The following is a 17,225-nucleotide window of genomic DNA, read 5'->3' on the forward strand; positions in this document are numbered from 1 at the left end:
GATGGTGTGGACGGTCGGCGCGCTGGTGCTGGTGGCCGCGGGGTTCTGGACGGCCTACGCGCCCCGGCGGCGGACCGCCGGGCTGCGGGTGCGCGAGGCGTGGTCGTCGGCGAGGGCGGCGATCGACTCCGCCGGGGTCAGCCGCGACGCCTGCCCGGTCGACGTCCCCGCGGCGGAGGAGCTGCTGCACCGCGCCGAGCTGGTCGCCGCGGCCGGGGGTGGGCCGGGGGCGGCGGACGAGGCCGAGTCCTGCGCGCGGCGGGCCGACCGGCTGTGGCGGGAGGCGGCCGGTGAGTAAGCGGACCGACATCATCCGGTGGGCGCTGTTCGGCGCGGCCGCGATCCTGCTGGTGGTGTTCATCGCCGCGCAGACCCGTGGGAACGTCGACGTCAGCTACGGGACCTCGCCGTCGCGCGGCGGGGTCGGGAAGGCCACCGGCGAGCCGGTGGCGCTGCCCAGCGCGGGGGAACTGTCGGCGATGCTGGGCCGCGAGCCCGTCGTGCGGCTGCCCGGGTCGGTCGCCAGGTGGGACGAGCCCCGGGTGCGCGCGGCCATCGGCGATGCCGACCTGCGCATCCTGGTCACGCCGCCCGGACTCAGCGACGAGCAGCGCGACCTCATCCGCGAGGTCGACGCCGCCGACCTGCGGGTGGTGGGGACCGAGACCTCCGGCGGCGGCCTGCAGGCCGCCAGCAGCGACCTCGCGGGCTGGCGGTCCCAATTCGCCACCGGCGACGTCACCAGCCAGCTGCTCGCCCTCATCGCGCGCATCCGCGAGCAGCCCGACCCCGGCGACCTGGACCTGCTCCGGTTCCGCGCCCCCACCACCGCCGAGCTGGACACCGTCGCCGCCGACCTGCGCGCCGACGGCTTCCACGCCGCCGACGGAGCGACGGCGGCCAAGCCCGACGGCGACGCGCCGCTGGTCGTCGCGCTCCCTCGGCAGCCCTTCGGCGAACCCGTCGCCGAATACGGTCCGGCGCTGGCCCGGATGTTCCCCGACCAGCCGGTTGTCGTCATGTACGGCGAGTGGGTGGAGTACCACGGGCCGAACGCCGAGGAGTTCGTCGACGTGGCCTCCGGCAGCTTCTACGGCCAGTTCGGCAGCCTGATCGCCCGCAGCGCCTACCCGCAGAGCAACGTCCTGAACGCCTACCTCGGCCGGGTGCAGGACGTGCGCTACGCCGGGCTGTTCGATCGACCGCTGCCGTACCAGCCGTTCGACCCGCTGCGGGTGACGCTGCCCGCGCTGCCCTGGCTGTTCGCCGCCTGTGTGCTGGCCGCGCTGGTGCTCTCCGTCCGCGCGCGGCCCCGGCCCGGCGCGACGCCCACCGGACAGGTCGCGCGCATCGCCGGGCTGACCACCCTGGCCATCGAGATGTCGGCGCTGTCGCGGCACCCGGCGCTGGTGCGCGCCATCGGCAAGCTGAACAACGCCCGCGTCGCCCTGGACAGCGACCTGTCCGAGCGCCACCTGCGCCGCCTGCTCGCCGACGCCGAGCACGAGCTGGACATCGCGGCGCGCGACCTCGGCAGAGCCGACTACCGGCCCGGCGTGTACCTCGCGGGAGGCATCTGATGACCCGCTCCCCGTTCATCGCGGCCGCGGTCTGCTGCCTGGCCCTGGTCGGCTGGGCGCTCTGGACCGGCGGCGTCCTGGACACCGACCTGGCCCGGCAGGCGCGCACCGGCTCGATCGCGGTGGCCGAGGGCTACCCGCTCGACAAGCCCGCCGCCGAGCGCATCGTGGGCAACCGCAAGCTCGTCGTCGTCTTCGCCGAAGCGGGCGCGGACCTCGGCGAGGGGTGCGACGACATGGACTCGGCGGCGAGCGACGCGCTTGTGCTGCTGCTGAGCCCCGAGGACGACGGGTTCGACTCCTACGGCTGCGCCCTGCTGCTGAACTCCGACGAGAACTTCGGCAAGCAGTTCGTCGCCGAGAGCCGCATCAGCTCGGGGATCGACCAGTTCGCCGCCGAGCCGCTCACCGCGCTCAAGGTGATCGCGGTCAACTACGACCTGCTGGTCAAGGCGGGCACGGTGCCCGACGGGCCGCGCACGATCAGCCCGCCGCTTCCGCGCTACGTCATCGCCGGGGCCGCCGTCGCCGCGACCCTGACCGCCGCCGCCCTCGGCTACCTCGCGGCCCTGCGCGCGGGCCGGGCCGCCGCCCGCCACCGCGAGGAGCGCGACCACGCCACCGACGCGCGCACCGCGCTCAGCGCCGAGACCGCGGTCCTGGCGCAGCGGATCATCGCGATCGAGGGCACCGCCCTCACCCGCACGCGGGCGGGCAAGCGCGCCTTCCGAAGCCTCGCCGCCGACTACGCGGCACTCGCCACCGACATCGCCGCCGCGGACAGCCCGCCGGACCCGGAGCTGGTGGCCAGGGTCCGCGCCCTGTCGAAGAGGTCGGAATCGCTGATCGGTGAACGCTGAGGCCGAGCGCGGAGGGCCGACCCGGCGGCATGACCCAGCGACCTCGGGGGATCACGTCAGGGTGGCGACCAGGATGAGCCCAGGTCAGAGCCTCGGGTCGGGCGCCCGGGCCGGTGGGCGACCCTGACGCGCGGTGTGCCGGGTAGTCCGGTGGGACTACCCGGCACGCGACCGTGAGGGGATTCGGTCGGCCGCTCCGCGTTGGCACGGTGGCACCGGCGGGTGATCCGCCGGTGCCGACCGATGGGGGGATCAGGTGGCTGCGACGGGGCCCGGAGGTGTCGAGCGGCTGCGCTGGGCCGGTTTCACCGGCTCGGTGGCGCTCACGCTGGGCTCGTGGGTCTGGCTGGGGTCGGACTGGCCGTCGGAGGCGGGAACGGTGGCGCTGGCCGTCTGTGTGGGCGGGATGCTCCTGGTGCTGCTGTCGTGGGCGTTGCTGGGCCGCGGCCCGGTCACTGGCGAGGGTCTGCCGGACGAGCGCTGGCTGCGGCGCACCCTGGCACTGTGGGCGGCGCCGCTGCTGCTGGCGCCCGCGCTGTTCAGCCGGGATGTCTACAGCTACCTCGCCCAGGGCGAGGTGGCCGCCCGGGGACTGAACCCGAACACCGTCGACCCGCTGCTGGCCATGGGCGAGCTGGCCGCCCCGGTCAACCGCGTCGGAGAGCACTGGCAGGCGACGCCGTCGCCCTACGGCCCGCTGACCAGCACGCTCCAGCGCCTGGTGACCGAGGTGACGGGCGGGGACATGGTCGCCGGGGTGCTGCTGCACCGCCTGCTCGCGCTGGTCGGCCTGGCCCTGGCCGTGTGGGCGCTGGCGCGGCTGGCCGAGGTGGCGGGCGCGTCCGCGCGCACGGCGCTGTGGCTGGGCGCGCTCAACCCGCTGGTCCTGTGGCACCTCGTCGCGGGCGCCCACAACGACTCCCTCATGCTCGGCCTGATGCTCGCGGGCACAGCCCTGTCGTTGACCGCCCTGCCCCCGGCCGCCCGGACATCGACCGCTCTGTCCTCGACCGTCCCGTCACCGGCCGTGCCGCCTGAGCGCGTCGCCTGGGTTCCGTTCACGGCGGGCGTGCTGCTGGTCTGCCTCGGCGCGGAGGTCAAACTGCCCGCCCTGCTCGCCTTGGCCGTCGTCGGCACCGCCTTGGCCCGCTCGCTGGGCGGCGGATGGGCGCGATTCCTGGCGGCGGGCGCGGGCATGGGCGCGGTGTTCGCCGCCGTGTCGGTCGCGGTCTGCCTGCCCACCGGTCTCGGGCTCGCCTGGATCGGCGCGCTGGGCACCTCCGGCGAGGTGACCAGCTGGATGGCGCCGACCAGCTGGCCAGGCTTCCTGGCGGGCGGCGTCGGCTCCGCATTCGGCGCCGACATCACCCAGACCGCGCTCGCGGTCACCAAGGCCATCGGCTACGCCGTGGCGCTGGCCGCGATCGGCTGCGTCCTGCTCCGCCAACTCCGCGGCGGCCTGGGCCCCGTGCCCGCTCTGGCCGCGATCATGGCGGCCCTGGTCGCCTTCGGCCCGGTCGTGCAGCCCTGGTACCTGCTGTGGGCCGCGCTGCCCGTCGCCGCCTGCGCGACCACCCCCCGCCTCCGCGCCTGGACCGCCGGGGTGTGCGCGCTCGTCGCCCTCCTGGTCCCACCACTGGCGGGCGACTTCTCCGGCGCGGTGGCTCCGCTGGTCACCGGCTACCTGCTGGGCCTGCTCGCCGTGGCCGCCTGCCTGCCGCTGCTGCTGAGGACCCGACGGCTGGCGCCCGTCCGAGCCTGAGACGCGCGCCCGGGTTCTCCGGCGGTCGAGAATCTCCACCGTCGACATGCTCGCTACTTTGGCCATTATTGAACGAAACTAAGTCGTGACTCGGCAAAAGGGGTGCCGTACTGTCGGGCGCAGACCTGATCGCGTCCGCGCCCGTCCCCGCGGACACACCCTGCGCCCCGTGACATCCCGCTCGTGTGCCCGAGCGGGGCCGTCGCCGTGGGCTCGATCTCTCGGAAGGGAGACCCGTTCCCATGCTCTCCTCGCGCGAACGCGCGCCCCGCTCCCGGTGGGCAGCCGCGGCGCTCGCCCTGGCCTCGGTGGCGACCGGACTGTCGATCACCGTCGTGGCCGCGCCCGCGGCCAGCGCGGCCTACCCGGCCGGGTTCAAGAGCGTCGGCTATATGCCGTCCTGGTCGGGCAGCGTGAACTCCATCCAGTACAGCAAGCTGACCCACATCAACTACTCGTTCGTCCTGCCCAACTCCAACGGCACGCTGCAAGCGGTGCCCGACCCGGGCAAGCTCAGCTCGCTGGTGACCCAGGCGCACAACAACGGCGTGCGGGTGTCGCTGGCGATCGGCGGCTGGAACGACGGCAACGACTCGGCGTTCGAGGCGCTGGCGAGCAACGCGAGTGGCCGCACGACGTTCGTCAACAGTGTTGTCAGCGTCATCAACCAATACAACCTCGACGGCGTCGACATCGACTGGGAGTACCCGGACCCGGGCACCTCCGGCGACAACTTCACCGCCCTGATGGGCCAGCTGAGCACCGCCATGCGCAGCCGCGGCAAGCTGCTGACCGCGGCCGTCGTCTCCGGCGGCAGCACCGCCAACGGCGTGCAGCCCGCCGTGTTCGGCTACGTGGACTGGCTCAACATCATGGCCTACGACGGCGGCACCCCGCACGCCAACTACGACTGGTCGATCGGCACGGTCAACTACTGGAAGTCGCGCGGTCTGCCCGCGTCGAAAGCCGTGCTGGGAGTGCCTTTCTACAGCAGGCCCAACTACTACACCTACGCCCAGCTGGTGGCGATGGACCCGGCCAACGCCAACCGCGACTGCACCACGGTCGGCGGCGCCCAGCAGTGCTACAACGGTCTGCCGACCATCCGGCGCAAGACCCAGTGGGCGGTGGCGAACGCGGGCGGCATCATGAACTGGGAGCTGTCGCAGGACACCACCGGCAGCACGTCCCTGCTGAGCGCGATCTTCGAGGCGGCGGGCGGCACGAACCCCACCCCGCCCGGCCGCACCGGCCCCATCACCGGCATCGGCGGCAAGTGCGTGGACGTGGCGAGCGCGTCCACGGCCAACGGCACCGCGGTGCAGCTGTGGACCTGCAACGGCACCGACGCCCAACGCTGGACGGTGGGCTCCGACAGCACGATCCGAGCCCTGGGCAAGTGCATGGACGTCACCAGCGCGGGCACGGCCAACGGCGTCAAGATCCAGCTGTGGGACTGCAACGGCACCGGCGCGCAGTCCTGGCAGGCCCAAGCCAACGGCTCCTTGCGCAACCCCGCGTCCGGTCGCTGCCTGGACGCCACCGGTCCCAGCTCCGCCGACGGAACCCGCCTGCAGATCTGGGACTGCGCGGCCACCGCCAACCAGGTGTGGCGCCTGCCCGCCTGATCCGAACCCCAGCACTCGCTCGCGCTGAACCAGTGGCGCCCGCCGGATGGCGGGCGCCACTGGCGTTCGGGCGGAGCGCGGAACTGCCGACATTCGTGCCGTTCCCGTCGCTGAACAACGTCGCCGCGGCCTACAACGCCACATGCGGGCGGCGGTCGATGAGCACAATTGGCGATGTCCACTTCGGTCCCGCCCGCCCACTTCGCGGCAGGCTCCGGCCTGCTCACCACCTCCCGCCAGGTGGGCGGCTCCCTCGGTGTCGCGGTCATGGCCGCCATGCTGAGCGGAGCCCGAGCGGGCCACCCGGAGTCGATCAGGGACGTGTGGCTCTTCGCCGCCGCCGTCGCCCTGCTCGCTGCGGTGCCCGCGACGTTCCTGTACCGGAAGAAGCCGACCGAACCGCAGCGGACCTAGCACCACGAGTGGTCATGGCCGTCGCGGGTCAGTCGCCGCCACCGCCACCACCGCTGTCACAGCCACCGCCGTCTCCGGCGTCGTAGCCCGCGGAGTAGTCCACGCCGGACGAGCCGGCAGAGCGCCGGGGCCCGCCTCGGCGCGGCGGTGGGTACCTGGGCGGTAGGCCGACGTGCTCGCGGACGGTCTCCTCGGGCAGCCCCAACTCGTCGACGATCTTGCGCACGGCCCAGTCGTGCTCGGTGTACAGGCCCCTGACCACGGCCGCGATCTCGCGTTCCGCGCGCGAGTTCGCCGCGTGGACGGCGGTGGCCAGCCTGGTGAACAGGTCCTCGGCGGTCTCGCCGTGGGCTGCTTGCAGCTCGCGGGAGTAGTCCGCCTTGGCCTGCTCGGCTGCGGCGTCGCCCGCTGCCTGGGAGCGTCGTATCCACCGGTCGTGCCTGCTCGCCTTGAACAGCGACCATCCCCGCGGGAACGGGTTCTCGGCTTGCCACCGCGCGGTCCCGCGGCGCGCGGCCTCCAGGCGGCGCCGCGACTGCTGGGCCCGCAGCGTGTCGAGCAGCTCCTTCTCCGGCGGGTCCGCCTGTGCCGCGGCCAACCGCTCCAGGAGCGCCCGTTCCCTGTCCGCCGTCACCGTGCCCCGTCCTCCGCCTGCCCGCCGCGCTCAGTGTCGCACCGGGCGGCTACCTGGCCGGGACCGGTGCCGTCGAGGCCCAGTAGACGGCGTTCGCCGTCTGGGCGAAGAGGCCCTTGGGGTGGTCGCGGAACATCGGCTCGCTGCCGAACAGGACCACCCGGGCGCCGCGTTCGTCGGTGCCGGACACGACGGCCGCCTGGTTCGCCGCCGCCGCCGGGCCGCCGGTGCCGTCCGCGCGGGGCAGCCAGTGCCCGGCGACCAGCGGGGTGGCGGCGTAGCGCTGCTCCGCGGTGACGTCCGCGCCGAGGTCGGTGAACCACAGCGGGGAGTAGACGAACGAGTGCGGCAGCGCGCCCGCGGCCACGCCGTCGCCGTTGACCACCGCGACCACGCCGTTGGCGTCCTCGCGCCCGGCGACCGCGCGGGCGTCCAGCAGGCCGGCGTCGGCGTTGAAGCGGGCCCCGGTGATCCCCCGGGTGAGCACCCCGCCCCGGCCGAGGAAGGTGTCCAGCGCCGAGACCGCCGCCGGGTCGAGGTCGGTGTAGCGCAGGCCGGAGGACACGTACAGCGTGTCCACACGGGACCAGTCGAAGCCGCTGTTGAGGATCGCCGCGGTGACCGGGCGGACCTCGAAGCCCATGTCGCGCAGCGCTTTCAGCTCGTCCTGGGCGAGCGCCCCCGCGATCACCGGGCGGCGCATCGGGGCGCCGGGCACGTTCGCCGCCGCCGCGGTGAAGCGGACGCCGTGGCGGTCGGCGACGGCCAGCACCTCGGCGCGGGCCGCGGCGGGGGCGATGACCGACCCGTCGGCGGCGCGGCGCAGGGGCAGGCCGAGGCCGAGCAGGTCGTTCACCGCCCGCACGTCCCTGCCGTCGCGCACCGTGATGGCCAGGTCCCGGCCGGGGCCCGCGTCCACGCCGCCGGTCGGCGCGGCGGCCACGACCGGGCGGCCGGGCACCCGGACGGGTCCGCTCGCCACCCGGTCGACGGTCGCGCCCCAGAGCAGGCCGAGGCTCCAGCCGGAGATGTCGTACATCTGCGGCACCTTCAGCGAGACGTCCCCGCCCGCCTCCAGCAGCGCGCCGACGAGGCCGCGCTTGGGCTGGCGCATGTCCACCACGGAGGAGCCCGCGGGGTAGGAGCGCCCGCCCAGGGTGAACGCGCGGTGCGCGCGGGTCACCCGGATGTCGTTCTCCACCAGCATGTCCACCAGCCGCGCCGCGGCCGGCTCGGAGCGCTGCGCCCGTCCGGACGGGATGACCCAGGCTCGGGCGAAGGTCGTGGAGTAGCGGTCCTCCGGTCCGAAGCCGGGCACGTAGCCGTCCGGGATGAAGCGCTGCGCCTCGCCCGCGTGCCCCCGCCGGAACAGCTCAATCTGATCGGCGATCAGGGCCTCGCGGTGGGTGTCGGTGTAGGTGATCGCGGCCCGCATCGTGGCGGTGGCCACCTCGGTGTTGATCGCCGAGCGCCTGCGCAGCTCGGTGACGGGCAGGTCGGTGTAGGCGGTGCGGTTGACCCGCAGCGGGATCTCGACGGTGTGCCCGACGGCGCCGTGGTACATCACGTTCATCGGGGTGAAGATCGGCGGCCAGTCGTCCCAGTCGCCCGGCGCGAGGTCGCGGAACGGGATGGTCACCGCCTCGGTCTCGGCGTGGCCGAGCGCGTTGACCGCGGCTTCCATGCCCAGCGCGTTGGCGTAGGCGTGCTTGATGTACAGGTCGTACTCGTAGTTCTGCCCGTGCGGCGCGGTGGCGGGCTCGATCAGCGTGTCGCCGGTGTACCCGTGCTCGTCCAGCATCACCAGCGGCTGCGTGGACAGGCCGATGTCGCGCATCGCGCGGGTCTCGGGCTGCGAGGCGGTGGCGAAGTCGCGGTTGAGGTCGAACCCGGCGGCGTTCTGCCTGGTTCCGGCGTTGCGGCCGTCCGGGTTGGCGGTGACGGTGAAGTAGATCCGGGTGCGTCGCAGCAGGGAGAGCGTGGCCCGATCGGAGGTGGTGGCGAAGTGCTCGATGAGGCGCAGTGCGCCGTCGGTGCCTTCCCACTCGTCGCCGTGGATGTTGTTGTTGATCCAGATCGGCGCCTTGTACCCCCGCCGGAGCCCGCGGTCGCGGGCGGCGCGCACCGGGTCGTCCTCGATCAGCTCCTTCCACCGCAGCTGGTCGCGGGCCTCGCGGGCCGACTCCGGCGCGGTCACGGTGACCAGGTAGAGGTCACGCCCGAGGGTGGACTGCCCGACGACCTCCACCGAGATCCGGTCGCTGCGCCTCTGCAACGCGTTCAGCTTCGGCGCGATCGCGTGGTAGGGGTGCAGCCCGAGCTTGATCGAGCGGTCGGCGGCGTCCTCGGGGTAGACCCGCAGCGACGTCTGGCGCGGGTAGCCCTGGTTGGGCCGGACACGGTTCTCCCCGGTGGCGAGCACCGCCGACCGGGCTGTGGGAACGTCGAGCGCGGCCACCTGGTTGCGGTCGGCGCCGTTGGCCGAGTACCCGTCGCGGGTGGGGGCCGTGGTCTGGCCTGCGGCCGGAGGGCTGGTGAGGGCGGTGCAGGCGGCCAAGAACAGGACCGCTGCGGTGACCGACCCCGATCTGGGGCGGAGAGTGGGCATCGCTACCTCCGTTGCAAGCCAGGGTTCCTCTCTAGTCGTTTCGCGGTCACAGGTCAACGGAGGAGACCGGGGGTCCGTCAGGCGTTCAGGTCGACTCCGCGCGGTTCGCGGACGAGGGTGACCGCGGTGATCGAGATCAGGGCGAGGACCATGATGTGGACGCCGACGGAGGGTGCCGTGCCGGTGGATTGGACCAGGGCTCGGGCGATCGTGGGGGCGAACGCGCCGCCGAGGATGGCCCCCAGGGCGTAGCCGATGGAGACGCCGGAGTAGCGGCCAGGACGCTGGGGCGGCTCAGGCCGGGGGAGGTGCCGTAGTTGAGGAAGTAGGCGATGAGCAGGTAGCCGGCGGCGTTGTTCGCCACGAAGATCAGAGCGGTGAGCACGACGTTGCGGGTGTGCGAGCGGAACAGGTCGCGCAGCGGGGCCGAGGAGTGGGCCTTGCGCGTCAGCATCTCCCGGAAGACCGGGCTCTCCTCGACGATGCGCCGGATCACGTAGCCGCCGATGATCAGCACCACGGAGAACAGGAACGGGATGCGCCGGCCCCAGGAGAGGACCTGCTCCTCGGTGGTGAGCGAGGTGGTCAGCCACAGCATCCCGGTGGCCAGGATCAGGCCGATCGGGACGCCGATCTGCGGGTACGCGCCGAACAGGCCGCGCTTGTGCGCGGGGGCGTGCTCGACGGCCATCAGCGCCGCGCCGCCCCACTCCCCGCCCGCCGAGAACCCCTGCACGATCAGCAGCAGCGGGGCCGCGACGCCGATGCCCGCGTGGGCCGGGAGGAGTCCGATCAGCGTGGTGGCCCCGCCAGCGACACGATCTCCGAAAGGCCCGACCCCGCCCCCGGCGGCGCGAAGAACAACGGCGCGAAGACCAGACTCGCCGCCTGCGCGTAGATGAAGAAGTCGTACGACTCGATGGTCGTCCCGGCGAGCGTGCTCGCGAGAACCCTGCGCTCCTCCTTGGTCCTGCCGGAGCCGCGCACGCCCCGCTCCTGCGACTCTGACATCGGGACTCCCTCTGTTCTGACCGTCGCGGACGGCGGATCGGGCAGGCTGCCACCCAGCGTGCCGGGCGAAGGATGGCCGCGTCCCACGCCGGCGCCTGCTCAGGACCGGCCCGCTGGTCTTGAACGCGTAGGCGGGCGGTCGGACTGGCTTCGTATCGATCTCCGAGAAGGCGAGCGCGACCGGCGCCATCCATTTCCCAGTACCGAGTCAAGCCTGCCGAGCATGGAGACGTCAGTCGCGGTACGCCAGAGGCCCCAGCCGGCAATGACACAGCGTGATCACAAGGGTTGCGTTCGGCGATAGGGGGGAGTGGTTCCACCATCCGCGGCGTTGTCATCGAGCGTCGCCGGGCAGGTCTGTCCTAAGGTAACCGCTGACATGAACCACTCCGCGATGTCCCCCGCCGAGGTCTGGCAGACCGTCGACTTCTGGGCCGCCATCCCCTGGCCGGTGTCACGTGCCGACGCCCAGCGGATGGCGGTCGAGCGGCTCGGCTGGGCGATCGAGGTCGAGGACGGGCTGGGGTTCCTGGTCAACCCGGCGTTCTCGCCGCCTGCGGTGTCGATGTCCGGCATCGACACCGTGTCGTCCGTGCGATTCCGGATCGCTGACGCGGTGGCTGGGGAGACACAGGCGACGAGGGCTCTTCTCGGCGACCTCTTCACCATGACGGTGCGCGAAGGAGCGAGCCGGCTGGGGCGTCCGTCCCTCAGGCGCGACCGCGGGCATACCGACGCGACCTGGGAGATGGGGCAGGCCGAGGTCACCGTCACGCTGTCGGCGAGGTCCGTGGCGGTCCGGTTTCTCACCCCGGAAGGCCGGTGACCCAGGTGTCGGACTGGAAGGCGTTCGGCGATGGCCTCATCGAGGCGCTGCGGGAGGTGTCCGACCGGGTTTTCCTGGTCGTCTTCTCCCGTGCCGAGCCGCGGGTCTTCGTGCAGTTCGCGGGCGGCGAGCACGAGCTGCACGCCGAGACGGCGGGGGAGTCCTCCGGCCGCTTGGCCGACGCGGGCTGGACTCCGCCGACCGGGCTGGATCCGAACTGGACTTTCTCCCTGCCCCAGCCCGCGCTGACGGCGGAGTACGCCGCGCTGGCGGCCCGCTGTGTGACGGCGCTGCGCGACGCCCACGGACTCCCCGGTCCCGACCAGTTGGTGTACAAGGCATGGCGTGACGCGGAATGGCCCTCCACCACGCCCGCGTCCGCCCAACGGGACCGCGGCGAGAACCCGCTTGAGCTGTCATGGCTGGGCATACCGTCCGTGCACGGGTGACAGCGGGAACAAGCCTGACCGACATTCGCGCCGGTCGTGGACGAGGATGCCCCGCGCGGCTGACGGGGGGAAGGGGGAGATCGGCCGCGCGGGACATCACTCGCGAACGGGCCCCCGGAAGGTAGGGCCCGGCTCAGGGGCTCGACGCGGAGCGATCGGTCGCCGGTGGTGCGTCTGGGTGGTCACCAGTCCCTCGCCCTCTCGTGCCGTTCGAGCAGCTCGACATCGATCTTGTTCCACGGGTCGCGGCGTTCTACACCCTGTTACCGCGAGTAGTCGGTAATCGGGTGGCATCCGAGCTGGTCGCGGGTGTGGTGCTCACGCCGGGGCGACGGTGCGGGTGACGACCCAGCGGTGCGGTGAGAGCGGGCGGGTGCGGGTGAAGCCGTGGTTCTCGAAGGCCGCCATCGGCCCGGTGTGCAGGAACGAGCCCGACAGGGTGCGATCGTCGGTCTCCTCGGGGTAGCCCTCGACGGTGCCGCCGCCGAGCCGGGCGATCTCGGCGAGAGCGCCACCGAGCGCGGCGTCGGCGACCCCGCGGCGACGCTGGCCCTTGCCGGTGAACATGCAGGTGACGCGCCAGTCCGGAAGCGCGATGAGGTCCTTGTCGTAGCGGCGCCTGCTCTTGATCTCCGGCAGCTCCGCCGGTGATCCGAACTGGCACCAGCCCGCGCAGCGCTCACCGTCGAAGACGAGCGCGGCGTGCGTGCGACCGTCGCGGACGCGCTGGTGCTTGTCGGCCCGGTTCTGCGCCGGGGTGCGCCCCTTGCCGACCCTGACGTGGAACCCCATACACCAGCAGCCGCCCCACACCCCGTTGTTCTCCTCGACCAGCAGGGCGAACGCCTCCCACGTGCTGGTGTCCAGAGGACGGACGGTGAAGGCGGCCATGCGCGGTATCGTCGCACGTCGGCGGCGGCATGGTGGGCCGCAACGGACAACAGTGGACAACAGTGGACAACAGCGGACACAGCTGACTCAGCGGCGCCACGCATTGACCGCGATGCGGCCGGTCGTCCCGAGGTCGATTCCGCCGCGGGGTTCCAGGCGCGCGGAGGGCGCGCCCGGTGCGGGGGCGACTTCCAGGTAGCGGCCACGCAGCACCGGGGCGGTCGCGCTGGTGACCTGGCTGCGCCACAGCACGCGGGCCGTCGCTCGTTCACCCGGGGCCAGGGTGATCGGCCGCGCGGGGGCGTCGAAGGCGTCGGGGGAACTGACCGGTTCGGAGCCGTTCCCGGTCAAGACGTCCATCGGCGCGCCGGATTCGTCGAGGACGCGGACGGCGGGGAAGCCCTCGACGGTGTGGGGGCGGGTGTCGCAGTTGGTCAGGAAGATCCCCGCCGCGCGCAGGCCCGATGCGCCCTCCACCTCGCCGACGCTGAGCGTGGTCCCCGACGCCGGGCAGGCGTCCACAACCGACGTGGGGGCGGGCGAGGAGGTCGGCGCCGGTGGGGTTGGGGCCGAGCAGCCCACCACGGCCGCGGTCACGGCGGCTGTTCCGACGCGGCGGAGCGCGGACATCCCCCGGCCGCCCGCCGGGTCCGGGGCGGTCACTTCCGCCGCGCGCGGTAGGCGGCGACGGCGAGGCGGTTGCCGCAGGTGGTACTGCAGAACCGGCGGGAGCGGTTGCGGGAGAGGTCCAGGACCATGCCCTCGCAGCTCTCGGCGGCGCACACCGCGAGCCTGCTCATCTCGTCGGCCCGGATGACGTCGACCATGGCCATCGCCGTCTCCGCGGCGATGCGGTCGACCAGCGGTGTGTCGGGGTGCAGCACGTGCAGGTGGTAGTCCAGGCCGTCGTGGCGCACGAGCTGCGGTACCGCGCGGTGGGCGGCGAGCACGTCGTTGACCAGTCGCGCCGCGGTGTCGCGGTCGGCGGTGAGCATGCGGCGCAGGGGGGCGCGCACGGCGCGGACCGCCGCGAGGTCGTCGGCGTCGCGGGCGCGGGCCCCGGTGTAGCCGTGCTTGGCGAAGAACGCGTCGACCTGGGCCAGCTCGGTCAGGGTGTCCGGGTCGACCGCCGAGTTCACGAGGTCGACCGCGGCGGCGAGCGCGGCGGTCGTGTCATGGGTGAAGACCACATTGACACGTTACCGCACCCCTTCCTACTGTCATGGCCCATGAACGCGGTGACGCATGACAGGCGGGTCGGCCCGCTCGGGCCGGGGCTGGGGCTGGCCGTGGTGTCGGCGTCGTCGTTCGGCTTGTCCGGTTCCCTGGGCAGGGGGCTGATGGACGCGGGCTGGACCTCGGCGGCGGCCGTCGCGGTGCGGGTCCTGGTGGCTGCCGCCGTGCTGCTGCCCGTCGCGGCGCTGCGACTGCGCGGGCGCTGGCACCTGGTGAGGCGCAACCTCCCGGTGCTGCTGGCCTACGGGCTGATCGCCGTCGCCGCCTGCCAGTTGGCCTTCTTCAACGCGGTGGCGCGCATGGATGTCGGCGTCGCGCTGCTGGTGGAGTACACCGCTCCCGTGGCGGTGGCGGGGTGGCTGTGGCTTCGCCGCGGGCAGCGGCCCACGCGCCTCACGATCCTCGGCGCGGTGCTCAGCATCGGCGGGCTGCTCCTGGTCCTGGACGTGCTCTCCGGCGCGGAGGTGGACCCGGCGGGCGTCCTCTGGGCGCTGGGGGCGATGGTCGGCGCCGCCTTCTACTTCGTGCTCTCGGCGCGCGAGCGCGACGCCCTGCCGGGGGTCGCGCTGGCCGCGGGCGGTCTGCTGATCGGCGGCTCGGTGCTGCTGGCCGCCGGGCTTGTCGGATTCGTCCCGCTCCGCGTCACCGACGCGCCGGTGGTGTTCAACGGGGTCAGTGTGCCGTGGTGGCTGCCGGTCCTCCTGCTCGGCGTCGTGACCGCGGCTCTCGGCTACGTCGCGGGCATCGCCGCGACCCGTCGGCTCGGCGCGCGGCTGGCGTCGTTCGTGGCGCTCACCGAGGTGCTCATGTCCCTGGTCTTCGCCTGGCTGCTACTCGACCAGGCGCCGCGGTCGCTGCAACTGTGCGGCGTCGCTCTCACCGTGCTGGGTGTCGTGGTCGTCAAGCTGGGGGAGCCGCGCACCGCGTGATGTGGACATTCGCGCCGGTGTCCATGTTGTCCTTCGAAGCGTACGCTGTAAGTCTGTTGCCGTACCAACAGGTCGGGTCGCGATGCGCGTCCACCACCTCGACGGAACACCGTTCTCGCGATGGCATCGGCCGCGGAGGTGCCCGGCGCTCTCGGTTGCGCCATCTGCGTTCCCTTGTTCTGCGGACGGCGAAGTTCGTGCCGCACAACAGAAGTGGGCGCTCCAGGCAAGTGGTCAGACCGATTTGGCCGTTCAGGGTTGCCCTGCAACAAGCTGCCAAATCAGTTGAGCGTTCAAGTATCTTGCCCTGATTTGGCAGCTTGCTGTCACGCATTCGGGAGATCGTGTCAGGAACATGCTCGCTGTCTATATGTTTCCCGCCGTCAGCACCTGAACGTCGCGGCGCCGCCCTCGGGCGGACCCGAATCTGATGCCCGCTGGACGCACCCTCGCGGTGTCGCGGGCCTGTGGGAGGCCCGAGAGGGCGAGCAAGTGAGTGATCGGTCGAGGGGGAGAACCGTGCTCTGTGGCAAGTCGAAGGGGAGAACCTTGTTCTCCGACGAGAACTGGCGTGACTACGTGCTTCCAGCGCCCATCAAGGGGTCCACGCGGATGTGCGGGGGAACATCGGAGCGCTTCGCCCGGTTGGGCGGCTCGACCGTGGTCGATGGGAGGGGCGCCCCGCGCGGTTCCCCGTCCCGCCCGAACTCCGCCGCAGCCGCCACGTCATCCCGGCCCCGCGCCGCACCTGATCCAAACCCGTCAAACGGAGACCCAAGACATGAACTCCACCATCGGAACGCCCGAGTTCGCCGACACACTCATGGTCGGCAGACTGGACTCGTTCGGCGTGGCGGTGCGCTACACCCGCGCTGAGGGAACCAAGCTGTACTACGTCGACGACGACGGAGCCGAGGTCGCGGTTCTCGACGGGGTCAGCGGGTTCGGCTCGCTGATGTTCGGGCACAACAACCCGGAGATAGTCGAGCACGCGAAGTCCCTGCTGGACCAGCGCATCCCGGTGCACGCGCAGATGGCGGGCTACTCGCTCGCGCTGAACGTGGCGACCGAGCTGAACAAGATCATCCGGCGCGAGCTGGAGACCGAGGACAAGTTCTTCGCGCTGTTCGGCAACACCGGGGCCGAGGCGGTCGAGATCGCCATCAAGCACGCTGAGTTCGACCGCGTGTCCCGCGTCGCCGCGCTCAAGGCCGATGTCGCCGCGCACGTCGAGCAGGCTCGCGCGGCCGCGGCGGGCGGGGCCGTCCTGTCCGCCGCGGCCGCCGCCGTCGCGGGTGGCCAGGACATCGAGCGGCTGACCGCCGAGGTGGCCAGGCGGAGCGCCGAGGCCGAGTCCCGCCCGCCGCTGCTGCTGGCCCTGGAGTCCGGCTTCCACGGCAAGCTCGTCAGCAGCGTGCAGCTCACCTACAACCCGATGTTCCGCGCGCCGTTCGCCGCGCTGGCCGCGCAGACCCGGTTCATCCCGCGGGAGCAGCCGGAGATGATCGCCAAGGTGGTCGAGCAGGACCGTGTCGCGGTGCTCGACCTGGTGGTGACAGCCGGCCCAGCCGGCGTTATTGACGTCGTGGAGCGGGACTTCCCCGTGTTCACCGCGTTCATGATCGAGCCGATCATGGGCGAGGGCGGCATCCACCCGCTGTCGGCGGAGCTGGGCCGCGCGCTGCGCGAGGCGTGCGACGCGATCGGCGTGCCGCTGGTCGCCGACGAGATCCAGTCCGGAATGGGCCGCGCGGGCACGTTCCTGTCCGGCACGCAGATCGGTCTGCGCCCCGACTACATCATCCTCGCCAAGGCCCTGGGCGGCGGCATCGCCAAGCTCGGCGTCGTGCTGATCAACGAGCACCGCTACCACGGCGACCTGGAGTTCCTGCACAGCTCGACCTTCGGCAAGGACGGCTTCTCCAGCGGGATCGCCCTGAAGGTCCTGGAGATGCTGGAGGCCGACGACGGCGCCGCCTACCGGCAGGCGGCCGAGCGCGGCGAGAAGACCATCGCGATGATGGAGGCGATCAGGGCCGACTACCCGGACTGCGTCAAGGAGGTCCGTGGCAAGGGCATGATCCTCGGGTTCGAGTTCGAGGACCAGTCCGGGTCGGCCTCGCCCGCCGTCGCCGAGTCGGCCAAGCAGGGCGTGCTGCAGCTGCACATCATCCGGCACCTGTTCCGCAAGCACCGCTTCCGCGTCGCGCGCACCGCGAGCAGCCCGTGGACCGTGCGCTTCGAGCCGTCGATCCACCTGTCGGACGAGGACATCGCGCAGGTCGACGTGGCGTTCCGGGACGTCTGCGACATCTTGCGCAGCGGGGACACGAGCCGCTTCGAATGACCGACCGGCCGGTGTGGCCGAAGCCGCCGACACCCGCCCGCGAACCTGAG

The 17,225-nt window shown here is 72.4% G+C and carries 15 protein-coding genes and 1 pseudogene; 10 read left to right on the forward strand and 6 right to left on the reverse strand.

What is annotated here, in order from left to right:
• The first annotated feature begins 1 nt into the window (after position 1).
• The 6 genes from ACFPM7_RS06005 to ACFPM7_RS06030 all read left to right on the forward strand — a co-directional run bounded on the left by ACFPM7_RS06005 (position 2) and on the right by ACFPM7_RS06030 (position 6,244).
• Positions 2-298 carry a DUF6403 family protein gene (locus ACFPM7_RS06005; protein WP_378245029.1) on the forward strand — a complete coding sequence of 99 codons (297 nt, stop codon included), beginning with the start codon at positions 2-4 and terminating at the stop codon, positions 296-298.
• The gene (locus ACFPM7_RS06010; protein WP_378244677.1) at positions 291-1,580 is read left to right on the forward strand and encodes a hypothetical protein; all 1,290 of its coding nucleotides are present in this window, start codon (positions 291-293) and stop codon (positions 1,578-1,580) included. The genes ACFPM7_RS06005 and ACFPM7_RS06010 overlap by 8 nt, the downstream gene beginning before the upstream one ends.
• Positions 1,580-2,440 (forward strand): hypothetical protein, encoded by an 861-nt coding sequence (locus tag ACFPM7_RS06015; RefSeq protein ID WP_378244679.1) that lies wholly within the window; start codon positions 1,580-1,582, stop codon positions 2,438-2,440. The genes ACFPM7_RS06010 and ACFPM7_RS06015 overlap by 1 nt, the downstream gene beginning before the upstream one ends.
• A gap of 256 nt (positions 2,441-2,696) precedes the next feature.
• Positions 2,697-4,202, forward strand: a complete 1,506-nt coding sequence (gene mptB, locus ACFPM7_RS06020; protein ID WP_378244681.1) for a polyprenol phosphomannose-dependent alpha 1,6 mannosyltransferase MptB — start codon at positions 2,697-2,699, stop codon at positions 4,200-4,202.
• A 242-nt stretch (positions 4,203-4,444) separates the two neighbouring features.
• Positions 4,445-5,830, forward strand: a complete 1,386-nt coding sequence (locus tag ACFPM7_RS06025) for a glycosyl hydrolase family 18 protein (RefSeq protein WP_378244683.1) — start codon at positions 4,445-4,447, stop codon at positions 5,828-5,830.
• A 174-nt stretch (positions 5,831-6,004) separates the two neighbouring features.
• Positions 6,005-6,244 (forward strand): hypothetical protein, encoded by a 240-nt coding sequence (locus ACFPM7_RS06030; RefSeq protein ID WP_378244685.1) that lies wholly within the window; start codon positions 6,005-6,007, stop codon positions 6,242-6,244.
• A 28-nt stretch (positions 6,245-6,272) separates the two neighbouring features.
• On the opposite strand, the gene ACFPM7_RS06035 is transcribed toward ACFPM7_RS06030, so the two are convergent.
• From ACFPM7_RS06035 to ACFPM7_RS06045, 3 genes and pseudogenes are all read right to left on the reverse strand, one after another.
• Positions 6,273-6,878: a hypothetical protein gene (locus ACFPM7_RS06035; RefSeq protein WP_378244687.1), complete on the reverse strand. Its 606-nt coding sequence runs from the start codon at positions 6,876-6,878 to the stop codon at positions 6,273-6,275.
• A gap of 49 nt (positions 6,879-6,927) precedes the next feature.
• A complete protein-coding gene (locus ACFPM7_RS06040) occupies positions 6,928-9,486 on the reverse strand; it encodes a M14 family zinc carboxypeptidase (RefSeq protein WP_378244689.1) in 2,559 nt (852 codons plus the stop codon).
• 77 nt (positions 9,487-9,563) lie between these two features.
• Positions 9,564-10,497, reverse strand: a pseudogene (locus ACFPM7_RS06045) (MFS transporter).
• A gap of 394 nt (positions 10,498-10,891) precedes the next feature.
• Here ACFPM7_RS06045 and ACFPM7_RS06050 point away from each other — a divergent pair.
• The gene (locus ACFPM7_RS06050; protein WP_378244691.1) at positions 10,892-11,323 is read left to right on the forward strand and encodes a DUF6301 family protein; all 432 of its coding nucleotides are present in this window, start codon (positions 10,892-10,894) and stop codon (positions 11,321-11,323) included.
• Positions 11,320-11,772: a TY-Chap domain-containing protein gene (locus ACFPM7_RS06055; RefSeq protein ID WP_378244693.1), complete on the forward strand. Its 453-nt coding sequence runs from the start codon at positions 11,320-11,322 to the stop codon at positions 11,770-11,772. Before ACFPM7_RS06050 ends, ACFPM7_RS06055 begins: the two co-directional genes overlap by 4 nt.
• A gap of 318 nt (positions 11,773-12,090) precedes the next feature.
• On the opposite strand, the gene ACFPM7_RS06060 is transcribed toward ACFPM7_RS06055, so the two are convergent.
• The 3 genes from ACFPM7_RS06060 to ACFPM7_RS06070 all read right to left on the reverse strand — a co-directional run bounded on the left by ACFPM7_RS06060 (position 12,091) and on the right by ACFPM7_RS06070 (position 13,853).
• Positions 12,091-12,663, reverse strand: a complete 573-nt coding sequence (locus tag ACFPM7_RS06060) for a GNAT family N-acetyltransferase (RefSeq protein ID WP_378244695.1) — start codon at positions 12,661-12,663, stop codon at positions 12,091-12,093.
• A gap of 87 nt (positions 12,664-12,750) precedes the next feature.
• Positions 12,751-13,260 carry a DUF4232 domain-containing protein gene (locus ACFPM7_RS06065; protein WP_378244697.1) on the reverse strand — a complete coding sequence of 170 codons (510 nt, stop codon included), beginning with the start codon at positions 13,258-13,260 and terminating at the stop codon, positions 12,751-12,753.
• A 62-nt stretch (positions 13,261-13,322) separates the two neighbouring features.
• Positions 13,323-13,853 carry a CGNR zinc finger domain-containing protein gene (locus ACFPM7_RS06070; protein WP_378244699.1) on the reverse strand — a complete coding sequence of 177 codons (531 nt, stop codon included), beginning with the start codon at positions 13,851-13,853 and terminating at the stop codon, positions 13,323-13,325.
• A gap of 39 nt (positions 13,854-13,892) precedes the next feature.
• On the opposite strand from ACFPM7_RS06070, the gene ACFPM7_RS06075 reads away from it, so the two are divergent.
• Together ACFPM7_RS06075 and ACFPM7_RS06080 are read left to right on the forward strand one after the other, a co-directional pair.
• Complete coding sequence (locus ACFPM7_RS06075) at positions 13,893-14,828, forward strand: EamA family transporter (protein ID WP_378244701.1); 936 nt, start codon at positions 13,893-13,895, stop codon at positions 14,826-14,828.
• 781 nt (positions 14,829-15,609) lie between these two features.
• Positions 15,610-17,175 carry an aspartate aminotransferase family protein gene (locus ACFPM7_RS06080; RefSeq protein ID WP_378244703.1) on the forward strand — a complete coding sequence of 522 codons (1,566 nt, stop codon included), beginning with the start codon at positions 15,610-15,612 and terminating at the stop codon, positions 17,173-17,175.
• Positions 17,176-17,225: the final 50 nt, after the last annotated feature.

It is taken from the genome of Actinokineospora guangxiensis (genome assembly GCF_042657845.1).
GTDB classification, from domain to species: domain Bacteria; phylum Actinomycetota; class Actinomycetes; order Mycobacteriales; family Pseudonocardiaceae; genus Actinokineospora; species Actinokineospora guangxiensis.